At 71.0% G+C, this 24838-nt stretch carries 20 protein-coding genes; 9 read left to right on the top strand and 11 right to left on the bottom strand.

The annotated features are described in order from the left end of the window. Positions 1-78: 78 nt before the first annotated feature. The 4 genes from ACWD0F_RS19460 to ACWD0F_RS19445 all read right to left on the bottom strand — a co-directional run bounded on the left by ACWD0F_RS19460 (position 79) and on the right by ACWD0F_RS19445 (position 6387). Positions 79-972, bottom strand: coding sequence for a sulfurtransferase (locus tag ACWD0F_RS19460; protein WP_449877231.1), 894 nt, complete (start codon positions 970-972; stop codon positions 79-81). Between the two features lie 202 nt (positions 973-1174). Continuing rightward, positions 1175-2284: an alkaline phosphatase family protein gene (locus ACWD0F_RS19455; protein ID WP_449877229.1), complete on the bottom strand. Its 1110-nt coding sequence runs from the start codon at positions 2282-2284 to the stop codon at positions 1175-1177. A 591-nt stretch (positions 2285-2875) separates the two neighbouring features. Beyond that, complete coding sequence (locus ACWD0F_RS19450) at positions 2876-3469, bottom strand: DUF5998 family protein (RefSeq protein ID WP_449877227.1); 594 nt, start codon at positions 3467-3469, stop codon at positions 2876-2878. Positions 3470-3582: 113 nt separating this feature from the next. Continuing rightward, positions 3583-6387 (bottom strand): bifunctional acetate--CoA ligase family protein/GNAT family N-acetyltransferase, encoded by a 2805-nt coding sequence (locus ACWD0F_RS19445; RefSeq protein WP_449877225.1) that lies wholly within the window; start codon positions 6385-6387, stop codon positions 3583-3585. Positions 6388-6555: 168 nt separating this feature from the next. On the opposite strand from ACWD0F_RS19445, the gene ACWD0F_RS19440 reads away from it, so the two are divergent. Together ACWD0F_RS19440 and ACWD0F_RS19435 are read left to right on the top strand one after the other, a co-directional pair. Then, entirely contained in the window at positions 6556-7449 is an 894-nt protein-coding gene (locus ACWD0F_RS19440; RefSeq protein WP_449877223.1) for a carbohydrate kinase family protein, read from the top strand. A gap of 98 nt (positions 7450-7547) precedes the next feature. Then, positions 7548-7835 (top strand): hypothetical protein, encoded by a 288-nt coding sequence (locus tag ACWD0F_RS19435; protein ID WP_449877221.1) that lies wholly within the window; start codon positions 7548-7550, stop codon positions 7833-7835. Between the two features lie 12 nt (positions 7836-7847). On the opposite strand, the gene ACWD0F_RS19430 is transcribed toward ACWD0F_RS19435, so the two are convergent. Continuing rightward, on the bottom strand, positions 7848-9962 hold the full coding sequence (locus ACWD0F_RS19430) for a RecQ family ATP-dependent DNA helicase (protein ID WP_449877219.1): 2115 nt from the start codon (positions 9960-9962) through the stop codon (positions 7848-7850). 124 nt (positions 9963-10086) lie between these two features. Continuing rightward, positions 10087-10908 (bottom strand): TauD/TfdA dioxygenase family protein, encoded by an 822-nt coding sequence (locus tag ACWD0F_RS19425; protein ID WP_449877217.1) that lies wholly within the window; start codon positions 10906-10908, stop codon positions 10087-10089. Positions 10909-11030: 122 nt separating this feature from the next. On the opposite strand from ACWD0F_RS19425, the gene ACWD0F_RS19420 reads away from it, so the two are divergent. The 3 genes from ACWD0F_RS19420 to ACWD0F_RS19410 all read left to right on the top strand — a co-directional run bounded on the left by ACWD0F_RS19420 (position 11031) and on the right by ACWD0F_RS19410 (position 18053). Then, positions 11031-13547 (top strand): DNA gyrase/topoisomerase IV subunit A, encoded by a 2517-nt coding sequence (locus ACWD0F_RS19420; protein ID WP_449877215.1) that lies wholly within the window; start codon positions 11031-11033, stop codon positions 13545-13547. An 82-nt stretch (positions 13548-13629) separates the two neighbouring features. Continuing rightward, positions 13630-14907, top strand: a complete 1278-nt coding sequence (locus ACWD0F_RS19415) for an alpha-amylase family glycosyl hydrolase (RefSeq protein WP_449877213.1) — start codon at positions 13630-13632, stop codon at positions 14905-14907. Positions 14908-14999: 92 nt separating this feature from the next. Then, entirely contained in the window at positions 15000-18053 is a 3054-nt protein-coding gene (locus ACWD0F_RS19410) for a glycoside hydrolase family 3 N-terminal domain-containing protein (RefSeq protein WP_449877211.1), read from the top strand. Between the two features lie 28 nt (positions 18054-18081). Here ACWD0F_RS19410 and ACWD0F_RS19405 read toward each other — a convergent pair whose 3' ends face one another. Continuing rightward, a complete protein-coding gene (locus ACWD0F_RS19405) occupies positions 18082-18456 on the bottom strand; it encodes a VOC family protein (protein WP_449877210.1) in 375 nt (124 codons plus the stop codon). Between the two features lie 53 nt (positions 18457-18509). Between ACWD0F_RS19405 and ACWD0F_RS19400 the strand changes: the two genes are divergently transcribed. Continuing rightward, entirely contained in the window at positions 18510-19073 is a 564-nt protein-coding gene (locus tag ACWD0F_RS19400) for a thioredoxin family protein (RefSeq protein WP_449877208.1), read from the top strand. Positions 19074-19084: 11 nt separating this feature from the next. Here the strand turns inward: ACWD0F_RS19400 and ACWD0F_RS19395 are convergent, their stop codons facing one another. Next, complete coding sequence (locus ACWD0F_RS19395) at positions 19085-19405, bottom strand: hypothetical protein (RefSeq protein WP_449877207.1); 321 nt, start codon at positions 19403-19405, stop codon at positions 19085-19087. A 138-nt stretch (positions 19406-19543) separates the two neighbouring features. Here ACWD0F_RS19395 and ACWD0F_RS19390 point away from each other — a divergent pair, with 138 nt between their 5' ends. Further along, complete coding sequence (locus ACWD0F_RS19390; RefSeq protein ID WP_449877205.1) at positions 19544-20038, top strand: beta-class carbonic anhydrase; 495 nt, start codon at positions 19544-19546, stop codon at positions 20036-20038. A 284-nt stretch (positions 20039-20322) separates the two neighbouring features. Here ACWD0F_RS19390 and ACWD0F_RS19385 read toward each other — a convergent pair whose 3' ends face one another. Next, a complete protein-coding gene (locus ACWD0F_RS19385; protein ID WP_449877203.1) occupies positions 20323-22389 on the bottom strand; it encodes a DNA gyrase/topoisomerase IV subunit B in 2067 nt (688 codons plus the stop codon). 253 nt (positions 22390-22642) lie between these two features. On the opposite strand from ACWD0F_RS19385, the gene ACWD0F_RS19380 reads away from it, so the two are divergent. Further along, on the top strand, positions 22643-22876 hold the full coding sequence (locus tag ACWD0F_RS19380; protein WP_449877201.1) for a DUF7455 domain-containing protein: 234 nt from the start codon (positions 22643-22645) through the stop codon (positions 22874-22876). Between the two features lie 94 nt (positions 22877-22970). Here the strand turns inward: ACWD0F_RS19380 and ACWD0F_RS19375 are convergent, their stop codons facing one another. Beyond that, the gene (locus tag ACWD0F_RS19375; RefSeq protein ID WP_449877199.1) at positions 22971-23666 is read right to left on the bottom strand and encodes a GNAT family N-acetyltransferase; all 696 of its coding nucleotides are present in this window, start codon (positions 23664-23666) and stop codon (positions 22971-22973) included. A 136-nt stretch (positions 23667-23802) separates the two neighbouring features. On the opposite strand from ACWD0F_RS19375, the gene ACWD0F_RS19370 reads away from it, so the two are divergent. Then, a complete protein-coding gene (locus ACWD0F_RS19370; RefSeq protein ID WP_449877197.1) occupies positions 23803-24540 on the top strand; it encodes a YaaA family protein in 738 nt (245 codons plus the stop codon). A gap of 32 nt (positions 24541-24572) precedes the next feature. Here ACWD0F_RS19370 and ACWD0F_RS19365 read toward each other — a convergent pair whose 3' ends face one another. Beyond that, entirely contained in the window at positions 24573-24821 is a 249-nt protein-coding gene (locus tag ACWD0F_RS19365) for a hypothetical protein (protein WP_449877195.1), read from the bottom strand. Between the last annotated feature and the right edge of the window lie 17 nt (positions 24822-24838).

Raw genomic sequence — 24838 nt, 5'->3', positions numbered from 1 at the left:
CCGAGTACGCGGGGCAGCGGTCAGCGTGTGGCGACGGGCCTTGCCAAGCCGGCGACCCAGTTGGACGCGCGGCAGCGGTCAGCCGGTGGCGACGGGTCTTGCCGGATCGGCGACCCAGTTGGACCAGGAGCCCACGTACAGCGCGGCGGGCAGGCCGGCCAGCTCCAGGGCCAGCACCTCGTGGGCGGCCGTCACACCGGAGCCGCAGTACGCGCCGGCCTCGACGCCCTCCGCCACGCCGAGGGCGGCGAAGCGGGCTCTGAGCAGGCCGGGGTCGAGGAACGTGCCGTCGGAGCCGACGTTCTCCGTCGTGGGCGCGCTGACGGCGCCCGGAACGTGCCCGGCCACCGGATCGACCGGCTCCACCTCGCCTCGATAACGTTCGGCGGCCCTGGCGTCGAGCAGCACACCCCGGGCGGCCAGCGCGCCCGCCTCGTCGGCCGTCAGCACCGGCATCCCACCCGGCCGCGCACTGAAGTCCCCCTTGGGCACACCGCGCGGACCCGGACCCGGACCCGGAGCATTCTCGGACGCGACCGGCTCGGACGCGACCGGCTCCGGCTGTGGCAGATCCGGGGACTCCTTGGTGGTCGGGAGACCTGCCTGGACCCATGCCTGGAGCCCGCCGTCCAGCACGCGGACGTCCTGATGGCCGAAGTAGCGCAGCAACCACCAGGCTCGGGCCGCCACGGTGGAGCCGGCGTCGTCATAGACCACCACCAGCCGCCCGTCCGACACACCCAGCCGCCGCATCGCCTCTTGGAACGCCTCCGCCTCCGGCAGCGGATGCCGCCCGGCGGCGCCCGGAGGTGCGGCGAGGTCGGCGTCGACGTCACAGAAGACGGCGCCCGTGACATGCCCCTCGCGAAAGAGGTCGGCCCCGGGCGGCCCACCGAGCCGCCAGCGAACGTCGAGCACCGTCGCGCCGTCCAGCGCGGCGAGTTCGGCCGGGGTGATCAGCGGGCTCGTCACGTGTGTGCCTCCAAAATCGTCGCGTGTTCCACCACGACTCGGCAGGCGCGTGGCCGCCAGGTCGTCGCGTGCTCCGGTACCACCTGGCAGACGCGAGCCCGCCAGGTCGTCGCGTGCCAGGTCGTCGCCTGCTCCGCCACGACCGAGCAGGCGGGTGCCCGCCGGTCTCGGCTCGATCCGGCAGAGGTGATCGGCGGGCTCGTCACGTGCGTAGCTCCAGCAGCGGAACGTGCTGCTCGGCCTCCGTCAGAGAGCCGTGGTAGCCGGTGAAGATCGCCTCGATCGGGTGCCTGGTGGGAGCGGTGATGGCCAGGTCGGTATAGGGGACGGCCACGACGTCGCCGATGCGCTCCAGCCACGCGTCGCGCACCCGGGGCCCGAACCAGCCCGACTCGACCGCCTCCTGCCTGGACACCACCAGGGCCTTTCCCCGCAGGGTCTCGCGCCAAGCCTCCAGCACCTGAGTCGCGGCGCCCCGCTCGGTGTAGACGTGCCGGGCGCGGGCCTCGCCGCCGAGCAGCGCGACCCCTTCCACCAGCTCGGGAACGCTCTCGGCGTCGATCTTCTCGGTGGCGTTGACCATGCCGTGGTCGGCGGTCACGAAGAGGCCGGACCCGGGCGGCAGGCCCTCGGCGAGCCGCTGCGCCAGGTCGTCGACGATGGCGAGCTGCCGCAGCCACTCCTCGCTGCCCCATCCGGTCATGTGCCCGGCGGCGTCCAGGTCACCGTAATAGACGGTGACGTGCGCGGGGCGCTCCCGCATCGCCTCGTGTACGCGGGCCACGCGGTCGTCGACGGTGTCGGCGGGGACGTAGCGCACGCCACGGTAGACGGCTCTGGTCAGCCCCGTGCCCTCGAACTCGGCGTTGGCGACGTACACCGGCTCGATCCCGGCCTGGGCGGCGCGCTCGTAGACGGTCTGGGCGGGCTGCCAGGCGACGGGGTCCATGGTCGCGCCGCCGGGCAGTGTCCAGCGCAGGCAGTTGAACAGGTGCCCGGCGCCCGGCACGGCCAGCATCAGCCCGACCATGCCGTGCTCGCCCGGCGTGAGGCCCGTCCCCAGCGAGCACAGGCTCGTGACGGTGGTGGCGGGGAACCCCGCGGTGAGCGTCCTGCTCGGCAGCCCCGACAGGAACGGGGCGATCTCGGCATGGGCCCGCAACAACTCGGCGCCCAGGCCGTCGACCAGGAACAGGCAGACACGCTCCGCCGGCTCCAGAGCCAGCGTGTTGGGCTCGGCAAGGCCGAGTGCGGCCAGCAGCGAGCGCGGCAGATCCGCCAGCGACCCGGTTCCGTACCCTGGCACCAGCATGCGCTCCACCCTATCTCTCCCCTCCTGTTTTACGGCCGACCAGTTTTTACGGCCGGCCAGGTTGCCCGCACGCGCCGTCGCTGGTTTCCGGCCGTCATGGCCGGTCGTGAAGGCTCACGGGGCGCTCGCCGTGACGAGCGCGCAGTGGGCCGGCTTCTTCGCTGACTTGCTGGCCCGTGCCGGGACACGGGGCCATGGCCCCCGGACAGGACTCGTCGTGACCGCACCGGCGATGAGGGGGTCGCTGCCGGTGCGGATCGTCAGATGTACGGCGGCTCAGGGCGCCGACTTCGGATGTGTGGCGGCTCGCGGTGCTGGAGTGCCCTTGCGGGACGCATTCGGGGGTGATGTGGCGATGGGGGACTGGTGTGGTAACGCCATCTGCGGTTAATGTCCGGGGCCTTTGTCAGTAAATTTCCGGAGCGTTTGGTTACCGGGCTTCGGTGGGCGCGCTGAAACCGAGTGGCGTGCTCGGAAGGTCTGTTAGCCATTTGGGGGCAATTGGGGGGGTAATGGTGGCCGTTGGGAGCGTTGGTGGCCATTAGGCGGTGCTCGTGGGCCGTTGCGGGGTGCTGGTGGCCGTGTCAGAGGTCAGGTGGTGGCGCGGGCGGTGGCTTCGGAGAGGGCCTTGGCGAAGGCGAGCACATGGGTGACCGCCTCCGGGCCGTCGGCCGCCTCGCTGACCCGCAGTGACAGGTCGTCAGCCGTGATCGCGCCCGTGTAGCCGTGGTCGGCCTCGCAGTTTTCGTCGCCGCACGTGGCCGGCTCCAGGTCCACGTGGGAGATGGCGCCCCAGCCGATCGTGAGCGTCGCCTCCGTGGGAGGAACGCCTGGGACGTAGGAGGCGGGGTCGGGGACGACGCGGGTGACGGCGACCGACTGGACGCGGCTCAGGCGCACGGCCTCCGTGGTCGTGGAGGCGTGGGAGGAGGTCGAGACGCCCTCCACCGCAGGGTGCTCGTCGGTGTGGCAGACCAGGAGACGCGTCGTCGACAACACCAGGACGGTGACGTGCCTGCGCACCTCCATCGCGGGATCGAACGTGGCCTCGTGATGCACCACGAACGCGGTCACGGCCTCCTTGCCCAGCGCGGATTCGACCGCATCGGTGACGAGGTCGGGGTAGTAGCCGCTGCGCTCGATCGCTTCACGCAGGCCCGCGGCTGAGACTCGGGTTTCCCTCATGGCTCCATCCTGCCAGGGACGGGCAGTGCACTCACCCGCCGGATATAACGCTCTATAACGTCTTTATCCGGGCATCAGTGGGCACTTCATTCACGTCCTTCGCTCAGGGCGAATCAGGACAGTCTGCGAGGGCCACCGTCCAGACGCGGGCCGGCCGGGGTGCGCAGGGTGGCGCGGGCGCCGAGGATCACGACGTCGGATTCGCCGACGAGCACCTGGTCCAGGTCGAGGCGGGCCAGCTCGGGCAGGTCGTTGGCCAGGCGGCCCACGCGTACGAGCAGCTCCTCCAGGGCGTCCACGGCCACGGGCGGGTAGCCGTACTCGCCGAAGAGCAGCGGGGCGGCGCGCACGGAACGCACCAGGGCCGCGGCGTCCTCACCGGTCAGCGGCGCGAGACGGAAGCCCTGGTCGAGCAGGAGGCGGGCGGTCACCTCACCGAGCCCGAACGAGACCACCGGCCCGAACGCCGGATCCTCGACGACGCCCACCACGGTCGGCACGGCCGGCTGAGGCGCCATGCGCTGGACCGCCAGCTCCACCTTCTCGCCCAGCTGGTCGGCGAACTCGGCGTAGGCGTGGCGGACCATCTCGGGCCCCGGCAGCCCCAGGCGCACGGTGCCGGCGCGGCGGGAGGCACCGGGGTCGGCGACCTTGAGTACCACGGGCCAGCCGAGGCGCTCGGCGGCGGCGACCGCCTCGTCGGGCGAGCGGACCACCTCGGCGGGCCAGACGGTGAGGCCGTAGCAGGACAGGAGCTCGGTGGCGTCGACCTCGACCGGCGGCCCCGGCTGCGCGAACACGCCTGACGCGGAGGCCGTGGCCTCAGCGTCAGCGGGCGTCCCAGCGTCAGCCGACGTCCCGGTGTCTTGGCTGGGCGGCTCAGTGGGGGATGACGGGTCGGGCGTGGCGGCCGGGGTGCCGGGGGCGTCAGAAGCCTCGGTGGGAGGGGTGGAGGCGGTGGTCAAGGTGGTGTGGACCAGAGCCCGGGCGCGGCCGGTGTCGATGTCGTCGAGCTCCGGCGGCGGCACCGCCGGATGCGCCCGCCACGTCGCGTACCGGACCACGTGGGCGAGCGCCCTGACCGCCTCCTCCGGCGCCGCGTAGGACGGGATGGAGCCGCGCGACGGCGTCGCGCCGCTGCCCGGCGAGGTCGTCTCGACGCGCAGGGCCGGGTGCATGCCCAGATGCCCCCTGAACGTGGTCAGCACCGGCTTGGCGACATCCTTGGAGACCCGCAGCAGCTCGGCCGCCACCTCGTCGGCCCTGCCGGGGATGGGCGGCATGTGGATCACGACGGCGGCGTCCACGTCGGCGGAGGCGAGCTCGCCGGCCAGCGCCGCGCCGAACTCCGACGGCCCGGCGGCGGGCCCCAGGTTGACCGGCGAGCGGGGATCGAGGCCGGCGGCGAGGCAGGCGTCGGCGGCGAGGAGGCCGAGCGCGTCGGAGTTGGTCACGAGCGCGACCCTGGGACCGGCCGGAAGCGGCTGGTAGGCCAGGAGCTGGCCCACGTCGAAGAGCTGGATGAGGTCGTCGACCCTGATGAGGCCCGCCTGGGCGAACAGTGAGCTGATCGCCGAGTCGGGCAGCCCGAGCTCCTGGGCCGAGTGACCGGCGGGGGTGCCGCCGCTTTTGACCACCACGATGGGCTTGTCACGGGCGATGCGCCTGGCCAGCCGGGTGAACTTGCGCGGATTGCCGAGCGACTCCAGGTAGAGCAGGATCACCTCGGTCGAGTCGTCCTCCTCCCAATATTGCAGGAGGTCGTTGCCCGACACGTCGGCCCTGTTGCCGGCCGAGACGAACGACGAGATGCCCATGCCGCGCTGTGCCACCCGCTGGAGCAGCGCGGTGCCGAGGGCGCCCGACTGGCTGAAGAAGCCCACCTTCCCCCGGCCGGGCACGGTGGCGGCGAGGGTGGCGTTCAGCTTGACGGCGGGGTCGGTGTTGGCGATGCCGAGGCAGTTGGGGCCGACGACGCGCAGGCCGTACGAGCGGGCGATGCGCGCCAGCTCGTCCTGCCTGGCCCGCCCCTCCGCGCCCGTCTCCCCGAACCCCGAGGAGACCACGATCAGCCCGTGCACACCCTTCTCCGCGCACTCCCGCACCACGTCGGCCACGCCCGAGGCCGGGACGGCCACCACGGCCAGGTCGACGTCGCCGTCGATCGCGGTCACGCTCGGGTAGGCGCGCACGCCCGCCACCGCCCGCACCTCGCGGTGCACCGGATAGACGGGGCCGGTGAAGTCGGCGGCGAGCAGGTTGCGCAGGACGGTCTGACCCACTCCGCCGGGCTCGCGGGAGGCGCCGATGACGGCGACGGAGCCGGGGGTGAGGAGGCGGGAGATGGAGCGGGCCTCGGCGCGGTGCTCGCGGGAGGTCGTCACCTCCGCCGAGGTGTCGGTGGGGGTGAGGTCGAGCGTCATGCGGACGACGCCGTCCTCGAACTGGCTCTGCGCCGTGTAGCCCGCCTGGCGCAGCAGGCCCGTCATGCGCATGTTGGCGGGCAGGACGTCGGCGACGAAGCGTTCGATGCCGCGCTCGCGGGCCGTGGCGGCCAGGTGCTCCAGCATGACGGAGGCCACTCCCCTGCCCTGGTGGGCGTCCTCTACGAGGAAGGCCACCTCCGCCTCGCCCGGCCCGGTGCGGTCGTAGCGGATCACCGCCACCATCTCGGTGCCGATGGTGGCGATCAGGGCGACCCGGCCGGCGTAGTCGACGTTGGTGAACCGCTCGACTTCCTTGTCGGACAGCCGTGGCCGGGGCCCGAAGAAGCGGAAATAGATCGACTCGTCGGACAGGCGCGAGTAGAAGGAACGGAGGCGGCCGGCGTCGGCGGGCCTGATCGGCCGGACGTGCGCGGTGCCACCATCCGCCAGAACGACATCGGCTTCCCAGTGGGCGGGATAATGTGCCTCCACGAAGTCGAGCGTAAACCCGCATCCCAAATGCCAAGACCGCAGGGCCCGTTGGGCAACGCTTGTGCATCGAAGGCGACCCGGTGTCGGGGGTCCGCCCCACGGACCGCCTGGAAGCTGTTACTTTTGCCGTGGCCAGGCTCGTTCTGAAGGCAGCAAGGTGGTGACATCATGACGCGGGTCGTCGTGGTGGGCGATCTCATGACCGACGCGGTCGCTCGCGCCCGTTATGCTCTCGCCAGGGCGAGCGACACCCCGGCGATCGTGACCATGCACGGCGGCGGATCCGGGGCCAACATCGCCTCCTGGCTCGCCGTCGAGGGTGCCGAGGTGGCCTTCATCGGCCGCAGGGGCGCCGACATCACGGGGCGCAACCGTGACATGGAGCTGATGGGCTACGGCGTCGACGCCCGGCTCGTCATGGATCCCGAGCGTCCGACCGGCACCTGCGTGGTGCTCGTCACGCACAAGGGCGAGCGCACCATGCTCTCCGACCCCGGCGCCAACGCGGCGCTGTCGCCGGAGGATCTGCCGCGTGACCTGTTCACCGGCGGCACGCACCTGCACCTGTCCGGCTACACGCTGATCAACGAGGGCTCTCGGGACGCCGGTCTCGCGGCGCTCGACATGGCCAGGCGCGGCGGGATGTCGATCTCGATCGACTGCGCCTCGTCCGCGCCGCTGGAGCGCACGGGCGCTGAGCCGTTCCTGGAGTGGACCAACGGGGCCAAGCTGCTGTTCGCCAACATCGATCAGGCCAAGGTGCTGACCGGTCGCGACGACGCGGAAGCCGCCGCCAAGGTGCTGACCGCGTGGTTCCCGCAGGTCGTGATCAAGATGACCGCCGAAGGCGCGCTGTGGTACAGCAACGGCCGCCCCGACCCGGTCCGCGTGGCCGCCGAGCCGGTCGACAAGATCGTTGACGGTACGGGTGCGGGCGACGCGTTCTCCGCCGGGTTCCTGCCGCCGTGGTTGTCGGGCAAGCCACCGGCCGAGGCGCTGGCCGCGGGTTGCCGGCTGGCGGCCAAGGCGATCATGCATCTGGGCGCGCGGCCTCCGTTCTAGACGGCCCTCTGGCGCTATGGCGGATAGATCCTTCCGTAACGCGACATAGGGGACCGGATGCGTGGCCCGCGTCCGTTACGGCCAGGCCCGATCCCGAGGTGTTCCTCGCCGACAGCAGGATGATCAACAAGGAGCGGTATCCGGTCAACGTGAGTGTCCGGATCCCGCAGGTCGACGACCTGATAGACCAGGCCAGGGCGGAGCTCGACCCGGCCAGGCGGGCCGAGCTCTGGACGCAGGTCGAGCGGCAGGTGGCCGAGCAGGCCGTGCTCGCTCCGCTGGCCTGGGAGAGCCCGCTGCTGCTACGCGGCCGGCAGGCCACGAACGTGCACGTCAGCCCGCTCCTGGGCACCTACGACCTGCTCTCGATGGGCGTCGCCCAGTAACGCGGGGCAGGGTCAGGAGGTGGTGGCCAGGGCCAGTGGCAACACCGCCGGCGCGCCCGCATGGCGGACGAGGGCCGCGCCCAGCGTCATCGTCCAGCCCGTGTCGACACGGTCGTCGATGAGCAGGACCGGCCCGCCGCACTCGGCGATGGCCGTGCCGAGCTCCTTGGGCATGGCCAGCGTGCCCCTGATCGCCTGCACCCGCTTGGCGCTGTTGAACTGCTGCCCGGGCGGCCCGGCCCGATAGCCCAGCTCCCCCAGGTAGGACAGCCGCCCCACCTGCGCCAGCCGCTCGGCGAACGCGCGCACCAGCCGCGGCCGCGTCGAGGAGGGCACGTTGACCACGGCGACGGGACGCTCGCGCCACTCCCAGGAGGACAACACCTGCACCACGGCCTTGAACATGTCGTCGGCCATCGGCCCGTCCTCGCCGTTGAACAACTCCCGCAGCCGGTTGCCCCAGCCGATGTCGGTGAGCCGCCCGAGCGCCCGGCCGGGCTCCGCGCCCAGCTCGGCCTTGATCCGGCCGGACAGGTCGGACAGCCCGGTGGGCCACTGCTTGCGGGCCTCGACCTCGACGCCCGGCCTGCTCAGCCGCTCGCGCGCGGTCTCGACGGCCTGCGCCCCGATCTCCGGTGAGCGGTGCACGCCGGTGCAGTTGTCGCAGCGCCCGCACGGCGTGGCGCTGTCGTCGTCGAGGTGCCTGCGCAGGTATTGCTCACGGCACTCCGACGTCGTCAGGTAGGCGAGCATGGCCTCCTGCTCGCCCCTGCGCTCGGCGGCGATGCGGGAGTAGCGCTCGGCGTCGTAGGCCCACTCCCGGCCGGTGGCCTCCCAGCCGCCCTTGACGCGGCGGACGGCGCCGTCCACGTCGAGGACCTTGAGCATCATGTCCAGGCGGCTGCGGCTCAGGTCGACGGCCGTCTCCAGCGCCGGGGTGGACATGACGCCGCGCCCTTCGAGGGCTTCGAGCGTGGCGCGCACGACGGGCTCCGGCGGGAACGCCAGCGAGGCGAAGTAGGCCCAGATGTCGCGATCCTCGACGCCGGGCAGCAGGATCACCTCGGCCCGCTCGACGCCGCGCCCGGCCCGGCCGACCTGCTGGTAGTAGGCGACGGGCGACTGCGGCGCGCCCACGTGCACGACGAAGCCCAGATCCGGCTTGTCGAACCCCATCCCGAGCGCGCTCGTCGCCACCAGCGCCTTGATCTTGTTGTTGAGCAGCGCCTCCTCGGCCGCCAGCCGCTCGGCCGGCTCGGTCTGGCCGGAGTAGGCGGCCACCTCCAGGCCCTGCTCGCGCAGATAGCCGGCGATCTCGTGGGCGGCGGCGACGGTGAGGGTGTAGACGATGCCGGAGCCGGGCAGCTCGCGCAGCGTCTGGGCCAGCCACGCCAGCCGCTGCTCGGCCGTGGGCAGGCGCACGACGCTGAGATGCAGGCTCTCCCGCTCCAGCGCCCCGCGCAGGACGAGGGTGTCCTCGCCGTCGGGCCGCAGCTCGGGGGGCAGGCGCATCTGCTCGGCCACGTCACGGGTGACGCGGGCGTTGGCGGTGGCGGTGGTGGCCAGCACCGGGATGCCGGGCGGCAGCTCCGTGAAGAGCGTGGCGAGCCTGCGGTAGTCGGGCCTGAAGTCGTGGCCCCAGTCGGAGATGCAGTGTGCCTCGTCGACCACCACGAGCCCGGCGCTCTCGGCCAGCTCGGGCAGGACGTTGTCGCGGAAGTCGGGGTTGTTGAGCCGCTCGGGACTGACCAGCAGCACGTCGACCAGGCCGTCGGCGACCTGGGCGTAGACCTCCTCCCACGCCTCGGGGTTGGCGGAGTTGATCGTGACGGCCCTGATGCCGGCCCGCTCGGCGGCGGCGATCTGGTTGCGCATCAGCGCGAGCAGCGGGGAGACGATGACCGTGGGGCCCTCGCCCATCTCGCGCAGCAGGGCGGTGGCCACGAAGTAGACGGCCGACTTGCCCCAGCCGGTGCGCTGCACGACCAGCACCCTGCGCCGGTCGACGACGAGCGCCTCTATCGCGGCCCACTGGTCCTCGCGCAGCGTGGCGTGGTCGCCCGCCAGCGCCCGCAGGCGCTTCTCGGCCTCTTCACGCAGCATCGCCGCATCGGGTGCGTCAATCATGCTCCCCTTGTTATCAGCTTCCGCCGACGAAAGACGACGCCGGCCGGATGCTCGCCCGTCGGAACCGCGGATCGCGGCGCGGGGAGCACCCGGTCTTCCGGCCCGGCGAAAGCTGGAAAGGGGCCTATCTGTCGGCGTGTTCGGGGAAGGCGTTGATGGTGACGCGGTGCATGCGGCGGCGTTCGGTGTAGTCGGCCACCGCGTAGTGCTGGGTCGGGCGGTTGTCCCAGAACGCGAGCGTGCCCGGGCGCCAGCGGAGCCGGACCTGATACTCCGGCGACCGGATGTGGTCGATCAGGAACGGCAGCAGCGCCTCGTTCTCCCGATCGTTCAGCCCGACCAGCCGGGTCGTGGACGACCGGTTGACGAAGAGCGCCTTGCGGCCGGTCTCGGCGTGCACGCGCACCACCGGACGTTCCCTCGGCGGCCACTTCGCCTGGACCTCCTCCAGGTCGAACGGGTGTCCTTTGGAGATCGCCTTCTTCATCGACATGGTGATGTCGTGCACGGCCGTCAGCTCGTCGCACAGCCGCTGGATGGACGGCGAGAGCGTCTCGTACGCCAGGTACGTGTTCGCCCAGCAGGTGTCACCGCCCACGCCGGGCAGTTGCATGCAGCGCAGCAGGGAGCCCATGGGCGGGGTGGGCTCGAAGGTGTTGTCGCTGTGCCATTCGTCCCCTCCTTCGCCCTTGGGATCGGTCTGGTCGAGGACGTGGATGGGACTTCCGGCGTCCTTCTTGAAGGCGGGGTGATTGAGCGAGCCGAAGTTCAGGGCGAACTGCAGGTGCTGCTCGTCGTCGATGTGCTGGTCGCGGAAGAACAGGACGAGGTGCTTGAGCCAGCCCGTACGCAGGGTCGCGACCTCTTCCTCGGACAGCGGCTTGCGCAGATCGACCCCGGTGACCTCGGCGCCGATGTGCTTGGTCATGGGATGGAACTCGATCATCACGCCTCCGGAGACGGGGGAAACCTCGACCCGAACGTACGACCCAAGCAATTGCTTGGTCAAGCCTCGCATACCGGACTCTTGCCCGGACGAGTCGCGGGCACCCGAATACCTTCGGCACAATGTTCGACATGGCCCGACGCACGACTGCACCCCCGCCCGAGGACTTCGAGGAGCGGATCGTCGACATCGACGTCTCCTCCGAGATGCGCAACAGCTATCTCGAGTACGCCTACTCGGTGATCTACCAGCGGGCACTGCCCGACGCGCGCGACGGGCTCAAGCCGGTGCAGCGGCGCATCCTCTACTCGATGAGCGAGATGGGGCTGCGTCCCGACCGGGGCCACGTCAAGTCCTCACGCGTCGTCGGCGACGTCATGGGCAAGCTGCATCCCCACGGCGACACCGCGATCTACGACGCGCTGGTCCGCCTGGCGCAGCCGTTCTCGATGCGTCTGCCCCTCGTCGACGGCCACGGCAACTTCGGCTCGCCCGACGACCTGCCCGCCGCCATGCGTTACACCGAGGCCAGGCTGGCTCCGGCGGCGATGCTCATGGTCGAGTCGCTCGACGAGGACACCGTCGACTTCAAGCCCAACTACGACGGCCAGGAGACCGAGCCCACGGCCATGCCGTCGGCGTTCCCCAACCTGCTGGTCAACGGCACGAGCGGCATCGCGGTCGGCATGGCGACCAACATGGCCCCGCACAACCTCACCGAGGTCGTGGCCGCCGCCCGCCACCTGATCAAGAATCCGGGCGCGACGCTCGACGAGCTGATGAAGTACGTCCCGGGGCCCGACCTGCCGACCGGCGGTTCGATCATCGGGCTGCAGGGGGTGCGCGACGCCTACGAGAGCGGGCGTGGCACGTTCCGCATGCGGGCCAAGTGCGTGGTCGAGCAGATCACCCCGCGCCGCAAGGGCATCATCGTCACCGAGCTGCCCTACAACGTCGGCCCCGAGCGCGTCGTCACCAAGATCAAGGAGCTGGTGACCAGCAAGCGCCTCCAGGGCATCGCCGACCTCAAGGACCTCACCGACCGGCACAAGGGCCTTCAGCTGGTCATCGAGATCAAGAACGGCTTCATCCCCGAGGCCGTTCTCGACGAGCTCTACCGGCTGACGCCGATGGAGGAGACGTTCGGCATCAACAACGTCGCCCTCGTCGACGGCGAGCCCCGCACCCTCGGGCTGCGCGAGCTGCTCCAGGTCTACGTCGACCACCGCATCGAGGTCGTGCGCCGCAGGTCCGAATACCGGCGCCGCAAGCGCGAGGAGCGGCTGCACCTGGTCGACGGCCTCATCATCGCGCTGCTCAACATCGACGAGGTCATCCGGGTCATCCGCGCCTCCGACGACTCGGCGGCGGCGCGGACGCGGTTGATGGACGTGTTCGACCTGAGCACGATCCAGGCCGCCTACATCCTCGACACGCCGCTGCGCCGCCTGACCCGCTTCGACAAGCTGGAGCTCGACAGCGAGAAGGCGACGCTGAGCGACGAGATCGCCAAGCTCACCGAGATCCTCTCCTCGGAGACCAAGCTCCGCCAGGTCGTCTCCGGCGAGCTGGCCGAGGTCGCCAAGAAGTACGGCACGCCGCGCCGCACGATCCTGCTGGAGGCGCCCGGCGTCGCCCGCACCGCCGTCGCCGTGGGGGACCTCCAGGTGGCCGACGACCCGTGCCTGGCGCTGCTGTCCTCGACCGGCCTGCTGGCCCGCACCTCCGACGCCACGCCGCTGGCGGGCGACGGCGACCGCTCGGCGCACGACGTGCTCGTCTCGGTCGCCCGCACCTCCGTACGCGGCGAGGTCGGCGTGGTGACCTCGCTGGGCCGGCTGATCCGCGTCCAGGTCGTCGACCTGCCGACGCTGCCGCCCTCGGCCAACCCGCCGTCCCTGTCCGGCGGCCATCCGGTCTCCGAATACGTCTCGCTGCAGCCCGACGAGCGGGTCGTCGGGCTGGGCTCCCTCGATCCCGACGGCCCCGGGCTGGCCCTGGGCACGGCACAGGGCGTGGTCAAGCGGGTGGTGCCCGACTATCCGGCCAACCGCGACGACTTCGAGGTGATCACTCTCAAGGACGGCGACACCGTGGTGGGCGCGACGGAGCTGCTGTCGGAGGAGCACGACCTGGTGTTCGTCTCCTCCGACGCCCAGCTTCTGCGCTTCTCCGCCGCGCTGGTGCGCCCGCAGGGCCGGCCCGCCGGCGGCATGGCCGGCATCAGGCTGGACGGCCCGGCCAGGGTGATCTGGTTCGGCGTGGTCGATCCCGAGCTTCCCGCGCAGGTGGTCACGGTCGCCGGATCCTCCACGGCGCTGCCGGGGACGCAGGTCGGCGGCGGCAAGGTGTCCGACTTCGCCGAATACCCCGCCAAGGGGCGGGCGACCGGTGGCGTGCGGGCGCAGCGGTTCCTCAAGGGTGAGGACGAGTTGCTGCTGGCGTGGGTGGGGCCGGCGCCGGCCAAGGCGGTGTCGGCGGTGGGCAAGCCGGTGCCGTTGCCGGAGGAGCTCGGGCGCCGGGACGGGTCCGGGGTGCGGCTGACCCACACGATCGGCGCCATCGGCGGCGCTCTGGCCGCCGGGCCCGAGGAGCCGCCCTCCGGCGAGGGCGCGGCGGCACCTTCCGACGACGCATAGCCGCTACACCCCTGGGCCGCGCGGCCCAGGGGTAGCTCCTGCTGCCGAAATAACGGTCCACCAGGGCCTTAGGCTCACTAGAGTGACGTCGTGGACTGAACATGCGATCTGGTGGCACCTCTATCCGCTGGGCTTCGCCGGCGCCGAGCCGGTGGCCCCGCCGCCGGGCACACCCGTGCGCCACCGCCTGCGGCGGCTGGAGCCCTGGCTGGACTACGCCGTCGACCTGGGCTGCTCGGGGCTGATCCTGGGCCCGATCTTCGCCTCCGAGACGCACGGCTACGACACGCTCGACCACTTCCGCGTCGACCCCCGGCTGGGCGACGAGGCGGACTTCGACCGGCTGGTGGCCGCCGCCCGTGACCGTGGCCTGCGGATCGTCCTGGACGGGGTGTTCAACCACGTGGGCAGAGGGCATGCGATGTTCGGCGATCCGCGCTTCGAGCGGTGGTTCGTGCCCGAGGGGTCCGGGCACCGCACGTTCGAGGGGCATCACGGGCTGGTGACGCTCAACCACGACGAGCCCGAGGTGCTCGACCACGTCGTACGGGTGATGGACCACTGGCTGGGCCGGGGCGCGTCGGGCTGGCGGCTGGACGCCGCGTACGCGATGCCGGCGGCGTTCTGGCACAAGGCGCTCTCCCAGGTCCGCCCGCGCCATCCGGACGCGTGGTTCGCCGGCGAGGTGATCCACGGCGACTACGCGGGCTACGTGGCGGAGAGCGGCCTGGACTCGGTCACCCAGTACGAGTTGTGGAAGGCCATCTGGAGCTCGCTCAACGACCTCAACCTCTTCGAGCTCGCCTGGGCCCTGGAGCGGCACAACGACCTGCTGGGCTCGTTCCTGCCGCTCACGTTCGTCGGCAACCACGACGTGACCAGGCTGGCGACCCGGCTCGACGACGAGCGCCATCTCGGGCACGCCCTCGCGGTGTTGTTCACCGTGGGCGGGCTGCCCAGCGTCTACTACGGGGACGAGCAGGCGTTCCGGGGGCTGAAGGAGGAGCGGGCGGGCGGCGACGACGAGATCCGCCCGGCCTTCCCCGGCCGTCCAGACGAGCTGGACCCGGCGGGATGGCCGGTCTATCGGCTGCACCAGCGGCTGATCGGGTTGCGGCGTCGCCACGCGTGGCTGGCGCGGGCCCGCACCGAGGTGCGGCATCTGACCAACACGGCCATCGCGCTCGAAGCCGCAGGCGGCGGCAGGTTCCTGACGCTGCTGAACCTGGGCGCGGAGCCGTGCGCGTTCCCGGTGGACGGCGCCGGTCTCACCGTCGCCGCTACGTCGGGCGAGGGCGGCGCGCCCGCCGACCCCTTGCTCGTGCCGGCCCACGGGTGGACGATCCTCACCGGCCCCTGACGTTTCGCCTCACTTTCCTCCCTTGTCGCTGTTATGAATCGCGGGCCGCCACCGATCTCCCTGAGAGAGCGCTCTCTCCTACTGGAGGTATCGTGTTCCGATCCAGACCCCCGTTATGGGCGGCGGCCCTGGCCCTGATGGCCCCGCTCCTCGTCGTGCCCCCCGCCTCGGCGGCCGCCGACCCGCTCCCCATCACCGACTTCGAGTCGGACGGCGTCCCGGCCGGCGTGTACGCCTGGGGCAACGACGCGGCCTCGACCCCCGCGCTCACCATCGAGCCGGGCACCGACCGGCCAGGGGCGCCGGCGTCGAACCGGGTTCTCACCAGCGTCTACGCCATCAGCCAGTGGGGCGGCTGGTCCCATGACCTGGCCGCCACCCAGGACTGGACGGCGTACGAGGGCTTCTCCTTCTGGGTGAACGGCGCCGCCTCAGGGCAGCGGATCTTCTTCGAGCTCAAGGACGGGGGCGGCGGCCCGGGCAACGCGGAGCTGTTCGAGTCGTCGTTCACCGACGACACCGCCGGCTGGCGGCAGATCAAGGTGCCGTTCGCGGACTTCACCCGCCGCACCGACTACCAGCCGGGCGGCGCCCCCACCGACGGCGAGCTGGACCTGATCGCCGTCTGGGGCTACGGGATGCGCCTGCCCACCACCAGCGGCACGCTGTCGTGGGACCAGGTCGAGCTCTACGGCACCGCGCCCCCGCGCCCGGCGCGGCTGAGCACCGGCAAGCCGGTCTACCCGGTGGACGAGAAGGGCGAGGCGAAGGTCGGCGTCACGGTGACCACGACCAGGGGCACGCCGCTCGACGCCGACCTGACCGTCACCTACAAGACCGGCGCCGGCACCGCGACCGCCGGCGCCGACTACACCGCAGTCGAAGGCACCCTCACCTTCCCGGCGGGCACGGCGTCCGGATCGACCAGGTCGTTCACGGTCAGAACGAAGCAGGACGGCCAGAACGAGGTCGCCGAGACCATCCCGGTCGAGCTGTCCGGCACGGGCACCAGACCTCCGGCCGAGGCGCCGATCATCGTGATCAACGCCCACGGCCTCCCGTACCTGAACGCCCGCAAGCCCGTCAAGGAGCGCGTCGCCGACCTGCTGAGCCGGATGACGCTGGACGAGAAGATCGGCCAGATGACGCAGGCCGAGCGCGGGGCGCTGGCCAAGCAGAGCGACATCGCCGCGTACCTGCTCGGCTCCCTGCTGTCGGGCGGCGGATCGACGCCCGCCCAGAACACCCCGCAGGGGTGGGCCGACATGATCGACGCGTTCCAGCTCCAGGCGCGTCAGACCCGCCTGCAGGTGCCGCTGATCTACGGCGTGGACGCCGTGCACGGCCACAACAACGTGGTCGGCGCGACGATCTTCCCGCACAACGTCGGCATCGGCGCCGCCCGCGACCCGGGGCTGGCCGAACAGGCGGGCAAGATCACCGCCAGGGAGGTCAAGGCCACCGGCATCCCGTGGGACTTCGCGCCGTGCCTGTGCGTGTCGCGTGACGACCGCTGGGGCCGCGCGTACGAGTCGTACGGCGAGGACCCCGCCCTGGTGACGTCGATGACCACGGTCATCGACGGGCTGCAGGACAACGGGGTGCTGGCCAGCGCCAAGCACTACGTCGGCGACGGCGGCACCACGTTCGGCTCGTCGGCGAGCGGTGACTACACCATCGACCAGGGCGTCACCGAGGTCAGCCGCCAGGAGCTGGAGGCGATCCACCTGGAGCCGTTCAAGGCGGCGGTCAAGCGCGGCGCCGGCACCGTGATGCCGTCGTTCTCCAGTGTCGACTTCGGCGACGGGCCGCTCAAGATGCACGCCCACAAGGAGCTGATCACCGACGTGCTCAAGGGCCGGCTCGGCTTCAAGGGCTTCGTGATCAGCGACTGGCAGGCGATCGACCAGATCCCCGGCGACTACCCGAGCGACGTGCGCACGTCGATCAACGCCGGGCTCGACATGATCATGGTGCCGTACGCGTACCCGGCGTTCACCGGCACGCTCAAGGCCGAGGTCGAGGCCGGGCGCGTGCCGGTGGGGCGGGTGGACGACGCGGTGGCCAGGATCCTGACGCAGAAGTTCCGGCTGGGGCTGTTCGAGCGCCCCTACGCCGACCGCTCCCGTATCGGCGAGGTGGGCTCGGCGGCGCACCGCGCGGTCGCCCGCACCGCCGCGGCCAGGTCGCAGGTGCTGCTGAAGAACGACGGCGGCCTGCTGCCGCTGCGCCGCACGGCCAAGGTGTACGTGGCCGGCTCCAACGCCGACGACATCGGCAACCAGGCCGGCGGCTGGACGATCACCTGGCAGGGCTCGTCGGGGCCGATCACCACCGGCACCACGATCCTGCAGGCCGTCCGGTCGCGCGCGGCCTCGGTGACGTACTCGCGCGACGCCTCCGCCGAGCTGGCCGGGCATGACGTGGGCGTCGTCGTGGTGGGCGAGACGCCGTACGCGGAAGGCCAGGGCGACGTGGGCCGCGCGGGCCGCACGCTGGACCTGTCCGCGGCCGACCGGGCCGCGGTCGACAAGGTGTGCGGGGCGATGAAGTGCGTCGTCCTGGTCGTCTCGGGACGTCCCCTGCAGCTCGGCGACCTGTCGGGCGTCGAGGCCGTGGTGGCCGCCTGGCTGCCCGGCACCGAGGGCGACGGGGTGGCCGATCCGCTGTTCGGCGCGGTGCCGTACACGGGGCGGCTGCCGTTCACCTGGTTCCGCTCGGTGGCGCAGATCCCGATCAACGTGGGCGACGCCTCCTACGATCCGCTGTTCCCGTACGGCTGGGGGTTGCGGACCGACCGGGGCCGCGACCGGCTCATGGCGGCGCGTGACACGCTCGCCTCCGGCGACGGCCCGTCCAGGGCGGCGGCCGCGACGCTGACCCTCGCCCTGGCGGGCCGCAACTGGCACGCCGGCGGGTCCGTCCGCGACAGCCGGGCCGTCCTGGGCGCGCTGGGCACGGCGGCGGCGCTGCTCGAACGCTCGGGCAGCGACTCCCCCGCCACGGGCGACGCCGTCGTCTCGGTGGCCAGGGACGTCGCGCAGAGTGCCGGGCGGCGGCCCGACCTGCAGGCGACGGCCGATCACGAGCTGGCGTCCGGCAACCTGAGAAAGGCGGTGGACCTGCTGGCCCAGGCGGCCCGCTGACCCGCGGCCAGGTCCGGGACGTCTGACGCTAGACGTCCCGGCAGAGGCAGAACGTGTGCCCGGCCGGGTCGAGGAAGACGCGGAAGCTGTCGTCCTCGCTCGGCTGGTGCTCGTGCTTGACCGCCCCGATCTTGATCGCCCGCACCTCGGCCTCGTCCAGGTCGCCCACGGTGAGGTCCAGGTGGAACTGCTGCGGCCGGCCGGGACCCGGCCAGGTCGACGGCTGGAAGGCGGGCGCGAGCTGGAACGCCAGCCGCTTGGGCGAGCCGCCGTCGGTCACCACCACCCAGTCCTCCTCGACCGAGGTGACCGGCCAGCCGAGCAGCTTGGAGTAGAAATCCGCCAGTGCCGCAGGGTCGGGGCAGTCGAGCACGATGCTCCGGAGTTCCGCGATGCCGCTCATCGATCACCTTTCGGATTCGTTCGCCGGCGCGTCCGCAGACGACAATGATGGCTATGGCTGCCAACTCGTTCATGGTCCCGCTCGGCACTCCCGCGCCCGCCTTCGACCTGACCGCCATCGACGGCGGCAGCGTCTCGCTCGGCGACCTCAAGGGCTCCCCCGCCACCCTCGTCATCTTCCTGTCCAATCACTGCCCGTACGTGCGGCACATCGAAGGCGGTCTCGGCGCCCTGGCCGCCGGCTACGGCGCGAGACTGTCGGTGGTCGCCATCTGCAGCAACGACAGCGTCAACTACCCGGACGACGACCCGACACACCTGGCCGAGCAGGCCGCGCGGGCCCGTTTCCCCTTCCCGTACCTGCTGGACGACACCCAGGAGGTGGCCAAGGCCTATCGGGCGGCGTGCACGCCCGACTTCTTCCTGTACGACGAGCGGTTCCAGCTCGTCTACCGCGGCGAGTTCGACGGCGCCAGGCCGGGCAACGACGTGCCCGTCACCGGCTCGTCGTTGCGGGCGGCCATCGACGCCCTGCTGGAGGGCGTCCCGGTGGCCGAGGAGCAGGTCCCGTCGCTCGGCTGCGGCATCAAATGGAAGCCGGGCAACGCCCCCGCCTGATCGTCGCAGCGTCAGGGGCCGGTCGCGGCGGCGATCGCGGACGGCAGTGCGAGCAGCAGCTCGTGCGGCTCACCACCCGGCCATTGCCGGATCAGCCGGGTGCCCGCCTCCCCTGGGTCGAAGCTCTCGCACCCCAGGGGCCCGTAACAACCCGCCTGGTCCAGCATGAGGATCAGCGGGTCGTCGTCGGGCAGGCTGGCCGCATAGGCGGCGGTGTCCAGCAGGGCCAGGGCGCATTTGGCGTTGCGGCCGTCATCCTTCGACTCCACGCGGTCGAGGCGGCGCCGAGCCTGAGCACGGAGATAGGCGGCGAGCGATTCAGACCTACTCACGACAACCTCCTTCGACCACGTACGCACGGCAACGACATCATCACTCAGAGTGAGGCCGTTGTGCGGGACGTTTGCCAAGTCCGGCCTGTCGGCACCCCGGAAACAGCCACCTTTGTGGCATGAGGGATCATTTGTGACATGAGTGTGTTCGACGACCTGTATGCCGCCAACGCGAAGTTCGCTGAGACGTTCGGACACTCCGATCTGACGGGCCGGGCAGCCCGCGGACTGGCCGTCGTGACCTGCATGGACTCCCGCATCGACCCGCTGGGCCTGCTGGGCCTGCAGGCAGGCGACGCCAAGATCCTGCGCAACGCCGGCGCCCGGGTGACGGATGACGTGCTGCGCACCCTCGTGCTCGCCGTCTACCTGCTCGGGGTGGAGCGGGTGCTCATCATGCCGCACACGGACTGCGGCATGGCCAAGGTGACGGACCTGGACGTGCACGCTCTCACCCGTGAACGCGGGGTGGACACCCGCAGCCTGGAGTTCCACACGGTGCCGGACCAGCACAAGGCGCTCCGCCACGACCTGACCCGCATCAGGAGCACCCCGTTCCTGCCAGAGGGTATGCCGGTGGCCGGCGCCGTCTACGACGTCCGTACGGGCCGTCTGACGCCCACCGACTACTGACGCGCAAGAGCCCGCCCGCCTCCGGACGAGCCAGAATCGGAGCGCCCGTCTCCGGACGACCAGAAGGGCGGAGCGGGCTCCCGCCTCCTTGCCCCGGACAAGCGAAAGGCGGAGCGGGCTTCTGCGCCTCGCTCCGCCCCTGGACCTCCAGGACTCCCAACAGATCTTCGAACGAGCCCCTGAACGCCTCTCAGCGCCCAGCAGAGCCCTTCAGCGCCCGAAGGACCCGCACGTCCCGGCCATGACCCACGATCCCGACCCGGCGGCAGCCCGCCGGATCGGTCCTAGGCGTCGATGTGGTCGCGGTCCACCTCGGCGGCGCTGCTCACGATGAACTCGCGCCGAGGCGCCACCTCACTGCCCATCAGCAGATTGAAGATGCCCTCGGCACCTTCGGCGTCCTCGATCCTGACCCTGCGCAGGATCCGGTGACGCGGATCCATGGTCGTCTCGGCGAGCTGGTCGGCGTCCATCTCACCCAGACCCTTGTAACGCTGCACCGGGTCCTTCCACCGCCTGCCGCGGCGCTCCAGATCCCGCAGCACCTTCTGCAGCTCGGCGTCGGAGTAGCAGTAGATGTACTTGTCCTTGCCGCGCCCCGGGTTGGTCAGCTCGATGCGGTGCAGCGGCGGAACGGCGGCGAACACGCGCCCCGCCTCCACCATCGGCCGCATGTAGCGATGGAACAGGGTCAGCAGCAGGCAGCGGATGTGGGCGCCGTCCACGTCGGCGTCGGCCATGAGGATGACCTTGCCGTAGCGGGCGGCCTCGATGTCGAACGACCTGCCCGAGCCGGCTCCGACCACCTGGATGATGGCGGCGCACTCGGCGTTCTTGAGCATGTCGCTCACGGACGCCTTCTGCACGTTGAGGATCTTGCCGCGGATCGGCAGCAGCGCCTGGAACTCGGAGTCGCGGGCCAGCTTGGCCGTGCCCAGCGCCGAGTCGCCCTCGACGATGAACACCTCGCTGCGGTCCACGCCGTCGCTGCGGCAGTCGACCAGCTTGGCGGGCAGCGCGGAGCTCTCCAGCGCGGTCTTGCGGCGCTGGTTGTCGCGGTGCTCGCGGGCCGCGATGCGGGCCTTGGCGGCGGCGACGATCTTCTCCAGCACGGCCCGCAGCGGCTGCTTGTAGCCGCGCGGCGGGTTGGTGTAGAGCTCCTTGAGCTCGCGGGAGACCACGTGGGAGACGATGCGGGTGGCCGCGGAGGTGCCCAGCACCTCCTTGGTCTGCCCCTCGAACTGCGGCTCGGGCACCCGCACGGTGACCACGCCGGTCAGGCCCTCGGAGATGTCGTCCTTGGTGACGGGGTCGTCGCCGTTCTTCAGCAGGCGGGTCTCCCGCAGGAGCTCGTTGACCGTGCGCACCAGGCCGCGCTCGAACCCCGTCAGGTGGGTGCCGCCCTTGGGGGTGGAGATCACGTTCACGAACGAGCGCACCGTCGACTCGTAGCCCTTGCCCCAGCGGACCGCCACGTCGACGCTCAGCTCGCGCTGCACCTCGGTGGGCGTCATGTGACCCTGGTCGTCGAGGACGGGCACCGTCTCGTGGAAGTGGCCCACGCCCTGCAGGCGCAGCACATCGCAGACGGCCTCGTCGCGGGCCAGGAACTCGGTGAACTCGGAGATGCCGCCGTCGAAGTGGAACTCCTCCTCGACCGGCTCCTCGTGCCTGCTGTCCCGGACGGCCAGCGTCAGCCCCGGGACCAGGAACGCGGTCTGCCGCAGGCGCACGTGGATCTCGTCGAGCGAGACCTCGGCGTCGGGCAGGAAGATCTGCTTGTCGGCCCAGAAGCGCACGCGGGTGGCGGTGACGTCCTTGGGCAGCTTGTCGCCGAGGCGCAGACCGGACTTCTTCTTGAACTTGGCCGTGGGCCCTTCGCCGTCGAAGACGCCGGGGACGCCACGCCGGAAGCTGATCTCGTGCACCCGGCCGTTCCGGTCGACCTCGATGTCGAGCCGCGCGGACAGGGCGTTGACCACGGAGGCGCCCACGCCGTGCAGACCGCCGGAGGCCCCGTAGGAGCCGCCGCCGAACTTTCCGCCCGCGTGCAGCTTGGTGTAGACGAGCTCCACGCCGGCCAGGCCGGATTTGGGCTCGACGTCGACCGGGATGCCCCGGCCGTTGTCGCGGACCTCGATGGAGCCGTCAGCGTGCAGCTCGACTTCGATGCGGTCGCAATGCCCTGCCAGTGCCTCGTCGACGCCGTTGTCCACGATCTCCCAGAGGCAGTGCATGAGCCCGCGGCTGTCGGTGGACCCGATGTACATGCCCGGGCGCTTGCGAACGGCCTCGAGCCCTTCAAGCACCGACAGGTGACGAGCTGTGTAACCCGCCTCCACTAGCGTCACTCCAGCTCCCCTGGTCTAGGCCTCGAACACGTGTGCGTAGCCTACCGTTCTTCCCCTACGCGCACGTACAAGCTTGCCATGGCGACACGTTTGCCGTTACCAACCGGCTGATCATCATTACTTTCGGACACATTCTGCTCTGGGCGTAGCGGGGGGGCGGTTGGGAACGTCCACGTCCGGTTAGATGTTGTTCCAAGTGACTGACGCCAACGCCAGATCCCCGCTTCGGCGGGGGTGACCCGAAAGGCGATACGTGACTGGAGCACTCGCCCCCGTTAAGCCGCTGACGGCCCTTGACCGCTGCGACCGATGCAGCGCCCAAGCCTACATTCGCGCGACCCTCCCTGTGGGTGGGGAGCTGTTGTTCTGCGCTCACCACGGGCGTCAGCACATCGCAGCATTGCGTGAGAAGGGTGCCGACATCCTGGACGAGTCGGCTCGACTCAGCGAACCAACCCCTACCTTGGCCCCCAACGACGAGCGCTGACAGGTGCTCGTCCTGAGATAAATACATATTGCACAACGCAGAACGGCGATCCCGGCACGCCCGGAGTCGCCGTTCTGCGTTGAAACCCGTCCGTTCAGCGCACCCGGTAGTGATACCGGCCTGCGACCTCGAAGCCTTCACTGCGATACAGCGCCTGCGCCGCCTGGTTGGGAGCGGTTGTCACCAGATAAGCCGACCCGGCCCCCGCCTGCCGCACCAGGGCCCGCAGCACCGTGCGAGCCAATCCACGCCGACGCGCCTCCGGGCGTGTCGCCATGCAGTAGATGCCGAGGGTGTCCCCCTGCGGAACACCCCGCCCCACCGCCAGCGCCACACCATTCTCCTCATAAGCCCCATACCAAGCCGGTACGCCGGTGCAGATGCGGGCCGCCTCCGCCACCCCGCTGTCATAACGGCCGTCGACCTCCCACCACGCATCCAGCCAGCCGGCCCAGGGCCGATCCTCGATCCTGACCTCTTGAGCGGGCGCGGAGCCAGGGGATCCGGCCATGATGACGGTGGGATCGACCACCTCGTACCCCCTCCGTCCCAGCTCCTCGTCCAGCCCGGGCGTGGCGTCCGGCCCGACGGAGAAGACACAGCGCTGCCCCCGCTCGTCGTAGAACCGCTCCGCCGCCTCGATCGCAGCCGCCAGATCAGCGGGCTCCCCCAGGGCGAGCACCGAATTGGCCCGCTTCGTCACTCCCCCGGCGTACCGCAACACCCAGCCGTCCTGGATCCGCTGCTCATAGGCAGGCCAAGCCTCATGGACAAGCAGGTCGAAACTCATTGGCGCAGCCTAATCGAGCACCCGGACCGACCAACCACCCAGCCCCGCAGCCCGAGGGCGTGTGACGGAGGTGCTGGTCAGCAGCACCGGCGGTGCCGGTTCGGGCTCATCCCCCGACGTCCTAAGGTTGGAGACCGTGCTGATGTTGTTGCCGCCGTCCGAGGGCAAGGCGAGCGAAGGGGACGGTCCGCCCCTGGCTGAGCTGACGTTCCCCGCTCTGACCAAGACCCGCAACCGGGTGATCACCGCGCTCACGCGCGCCTCCAAACGGCGTGACGCGCTCGACATGCTGGGCCTCACCCCGGGCCTGGCGGGTGATCTGGCCAAGAACGCGGTGCTGCGAACAGCCCCGACCCTCCCTGCGGCCGGCCTCTACACCGGCGTCCTGTACGACCATCTCGGGCTGGCCACGCTGGAAGACGACGCGAGAGCGCGGGCCGAGGAGTCGATCCTCATCTTCTCCGGCCTCTGGGGTGTGGTGAGGATCACAGACCGGATCCCGCCCTACCGCCTGTCGATGGGCGTCAACCTGCCGCCGCTGGGCGGGCTGGCCTCGCTCTGGCGGCCGCAGCTCTCCCAGGCGCTGGACGCGGCCCCCGGGCTGGTCGTGGACATGCGCTCGGCCACGTACGCCGGCGCCTGGCAGCCCGGATCACGTGCCGTGACGGTGCGCGTGTTCAAGGATGGCAAGGTCGTCAGCCATATGGCCAAGGCCACCCGAGGCGACCTCGCCCGAGCCCTCCTGCTCTCGGGCAGTGATCCGGCCACTCCCGACGAGCTGGCCGAGCACGTGAGAGACCTGGGCTACACGGTCGATCTCACCCCACCGCCTCGCCCGGCCCGCCAGTGGACCTTGGACGTCACCCTGACCTGACGGCCCTCCGCTGCGACAACCCGAACCGGCGGCTACACCTCCCGATCGGTATGTGACGGCATGCCGGGCGGATTGCCGGCGAGCACACAGGCGACGGGCGGGTCGAGCTCCAAAGTCTCGACCCGGAGCCGGGTGAAGCCGACCTGGGTGAGCAGGTCCTGGAGCTCTTGGGCGGCTCGGGCCGTGGTGTCCCGGGTGGCGCCGGGGCAGCGGGGCTGGCTGACGAGCGCGATGCGTCCCGCTGGGCGGAGCAGGCGGCGCAACTCGCGAAGCCGCTGCACCGGGTCCGGCCAGAACC

The organism is Nonomuraea sp. NPDC002799, assembly GCF_053592075.1.
This window is presented reverse-complemented; position numbering and strand designations above follow the sequence as displayed.

What these genes read in the sequence shown, in the direction of transcription:
- ACWD0F_RS19455 (WP_449877229.1), bottom strand. Translation starts at nt 2,284, where the DNA reads ATGCTGGTGCCAGGGTACGGAACCGGGTCGCTGGCGGATCTGCCGCGC.
- ACWD0F_RS19450 (WP_449877227.1), bottom strand. Translation starts at nt 3,469, where the DNA reads ATGAGGGAAACCCGAGTCTCAGCCGCGGGCCTGCGTGAAGCGATCGAG.
- ACWD0F_RS19440 (WP_449877223.1), top strand. Translation starts at nt 6,556, where the DNA reads ATGACGCGGGTCGTCGTGGTGGGCGATCTCATGACCGACGCGGTCGCT.
- ACWD0F_RS19430 (WP_449877219.1), bottom strand. Translation starts at nt 9,962, where the DNA reads ATGATTGACGCACCCGATGCGGCGATGCTGCGTGAAGAGGCCGAGAAG.
- ACWD0F_RS19425 (WP_449877217.1), bottom strand. Translation starts at nt 10,908, where the DNA reads ATGATCGAGTTCCATCCCATGACCAAGCACATCGGCGCCGAGGTCACC.
- ACWD0F_RS19420 (WP_449877215.1), top strand. Translation starts at nt 11,031, where the DNA reads ATGTTCGACATGGCCCGACGCACGACTGCACCCCCGCCCGAGGACTTC.
- ACWD0F_RS19405 (WP_449877210.1), bottom strand. Translation starts at nt 18,456, where the DNA reads ATGAGCGGCATCGCGGAACTCCGGAGCATCGTGCTCGACTGCCCCGAC.
- ACWD0F_RS19400 (WP_449877208.1), top strand. Translation starts at nt 18,510, where the DNA reads ATGGCTGCCAACTCGTTCATGGTCCCGCTCGGCACTCCCGCGCCCGCC.
- ACWD0F_RS19390 (WP_449877205.1), top strand. Translation starts at nt 19,544, where the DNA reads ATGAGTGTGTTCGACGACCTGTATGCCGCCAACGCGAAGTTCGCTGAG.
- ACWD0F_RS19375 (WP_449877199.1), bottom strand. Translation starts at nt 23,666, where the DNA reads ATGAGTTTCGACCTGCTTGTCCATGAGGCTTGGCCTGCCTATGAGCAG.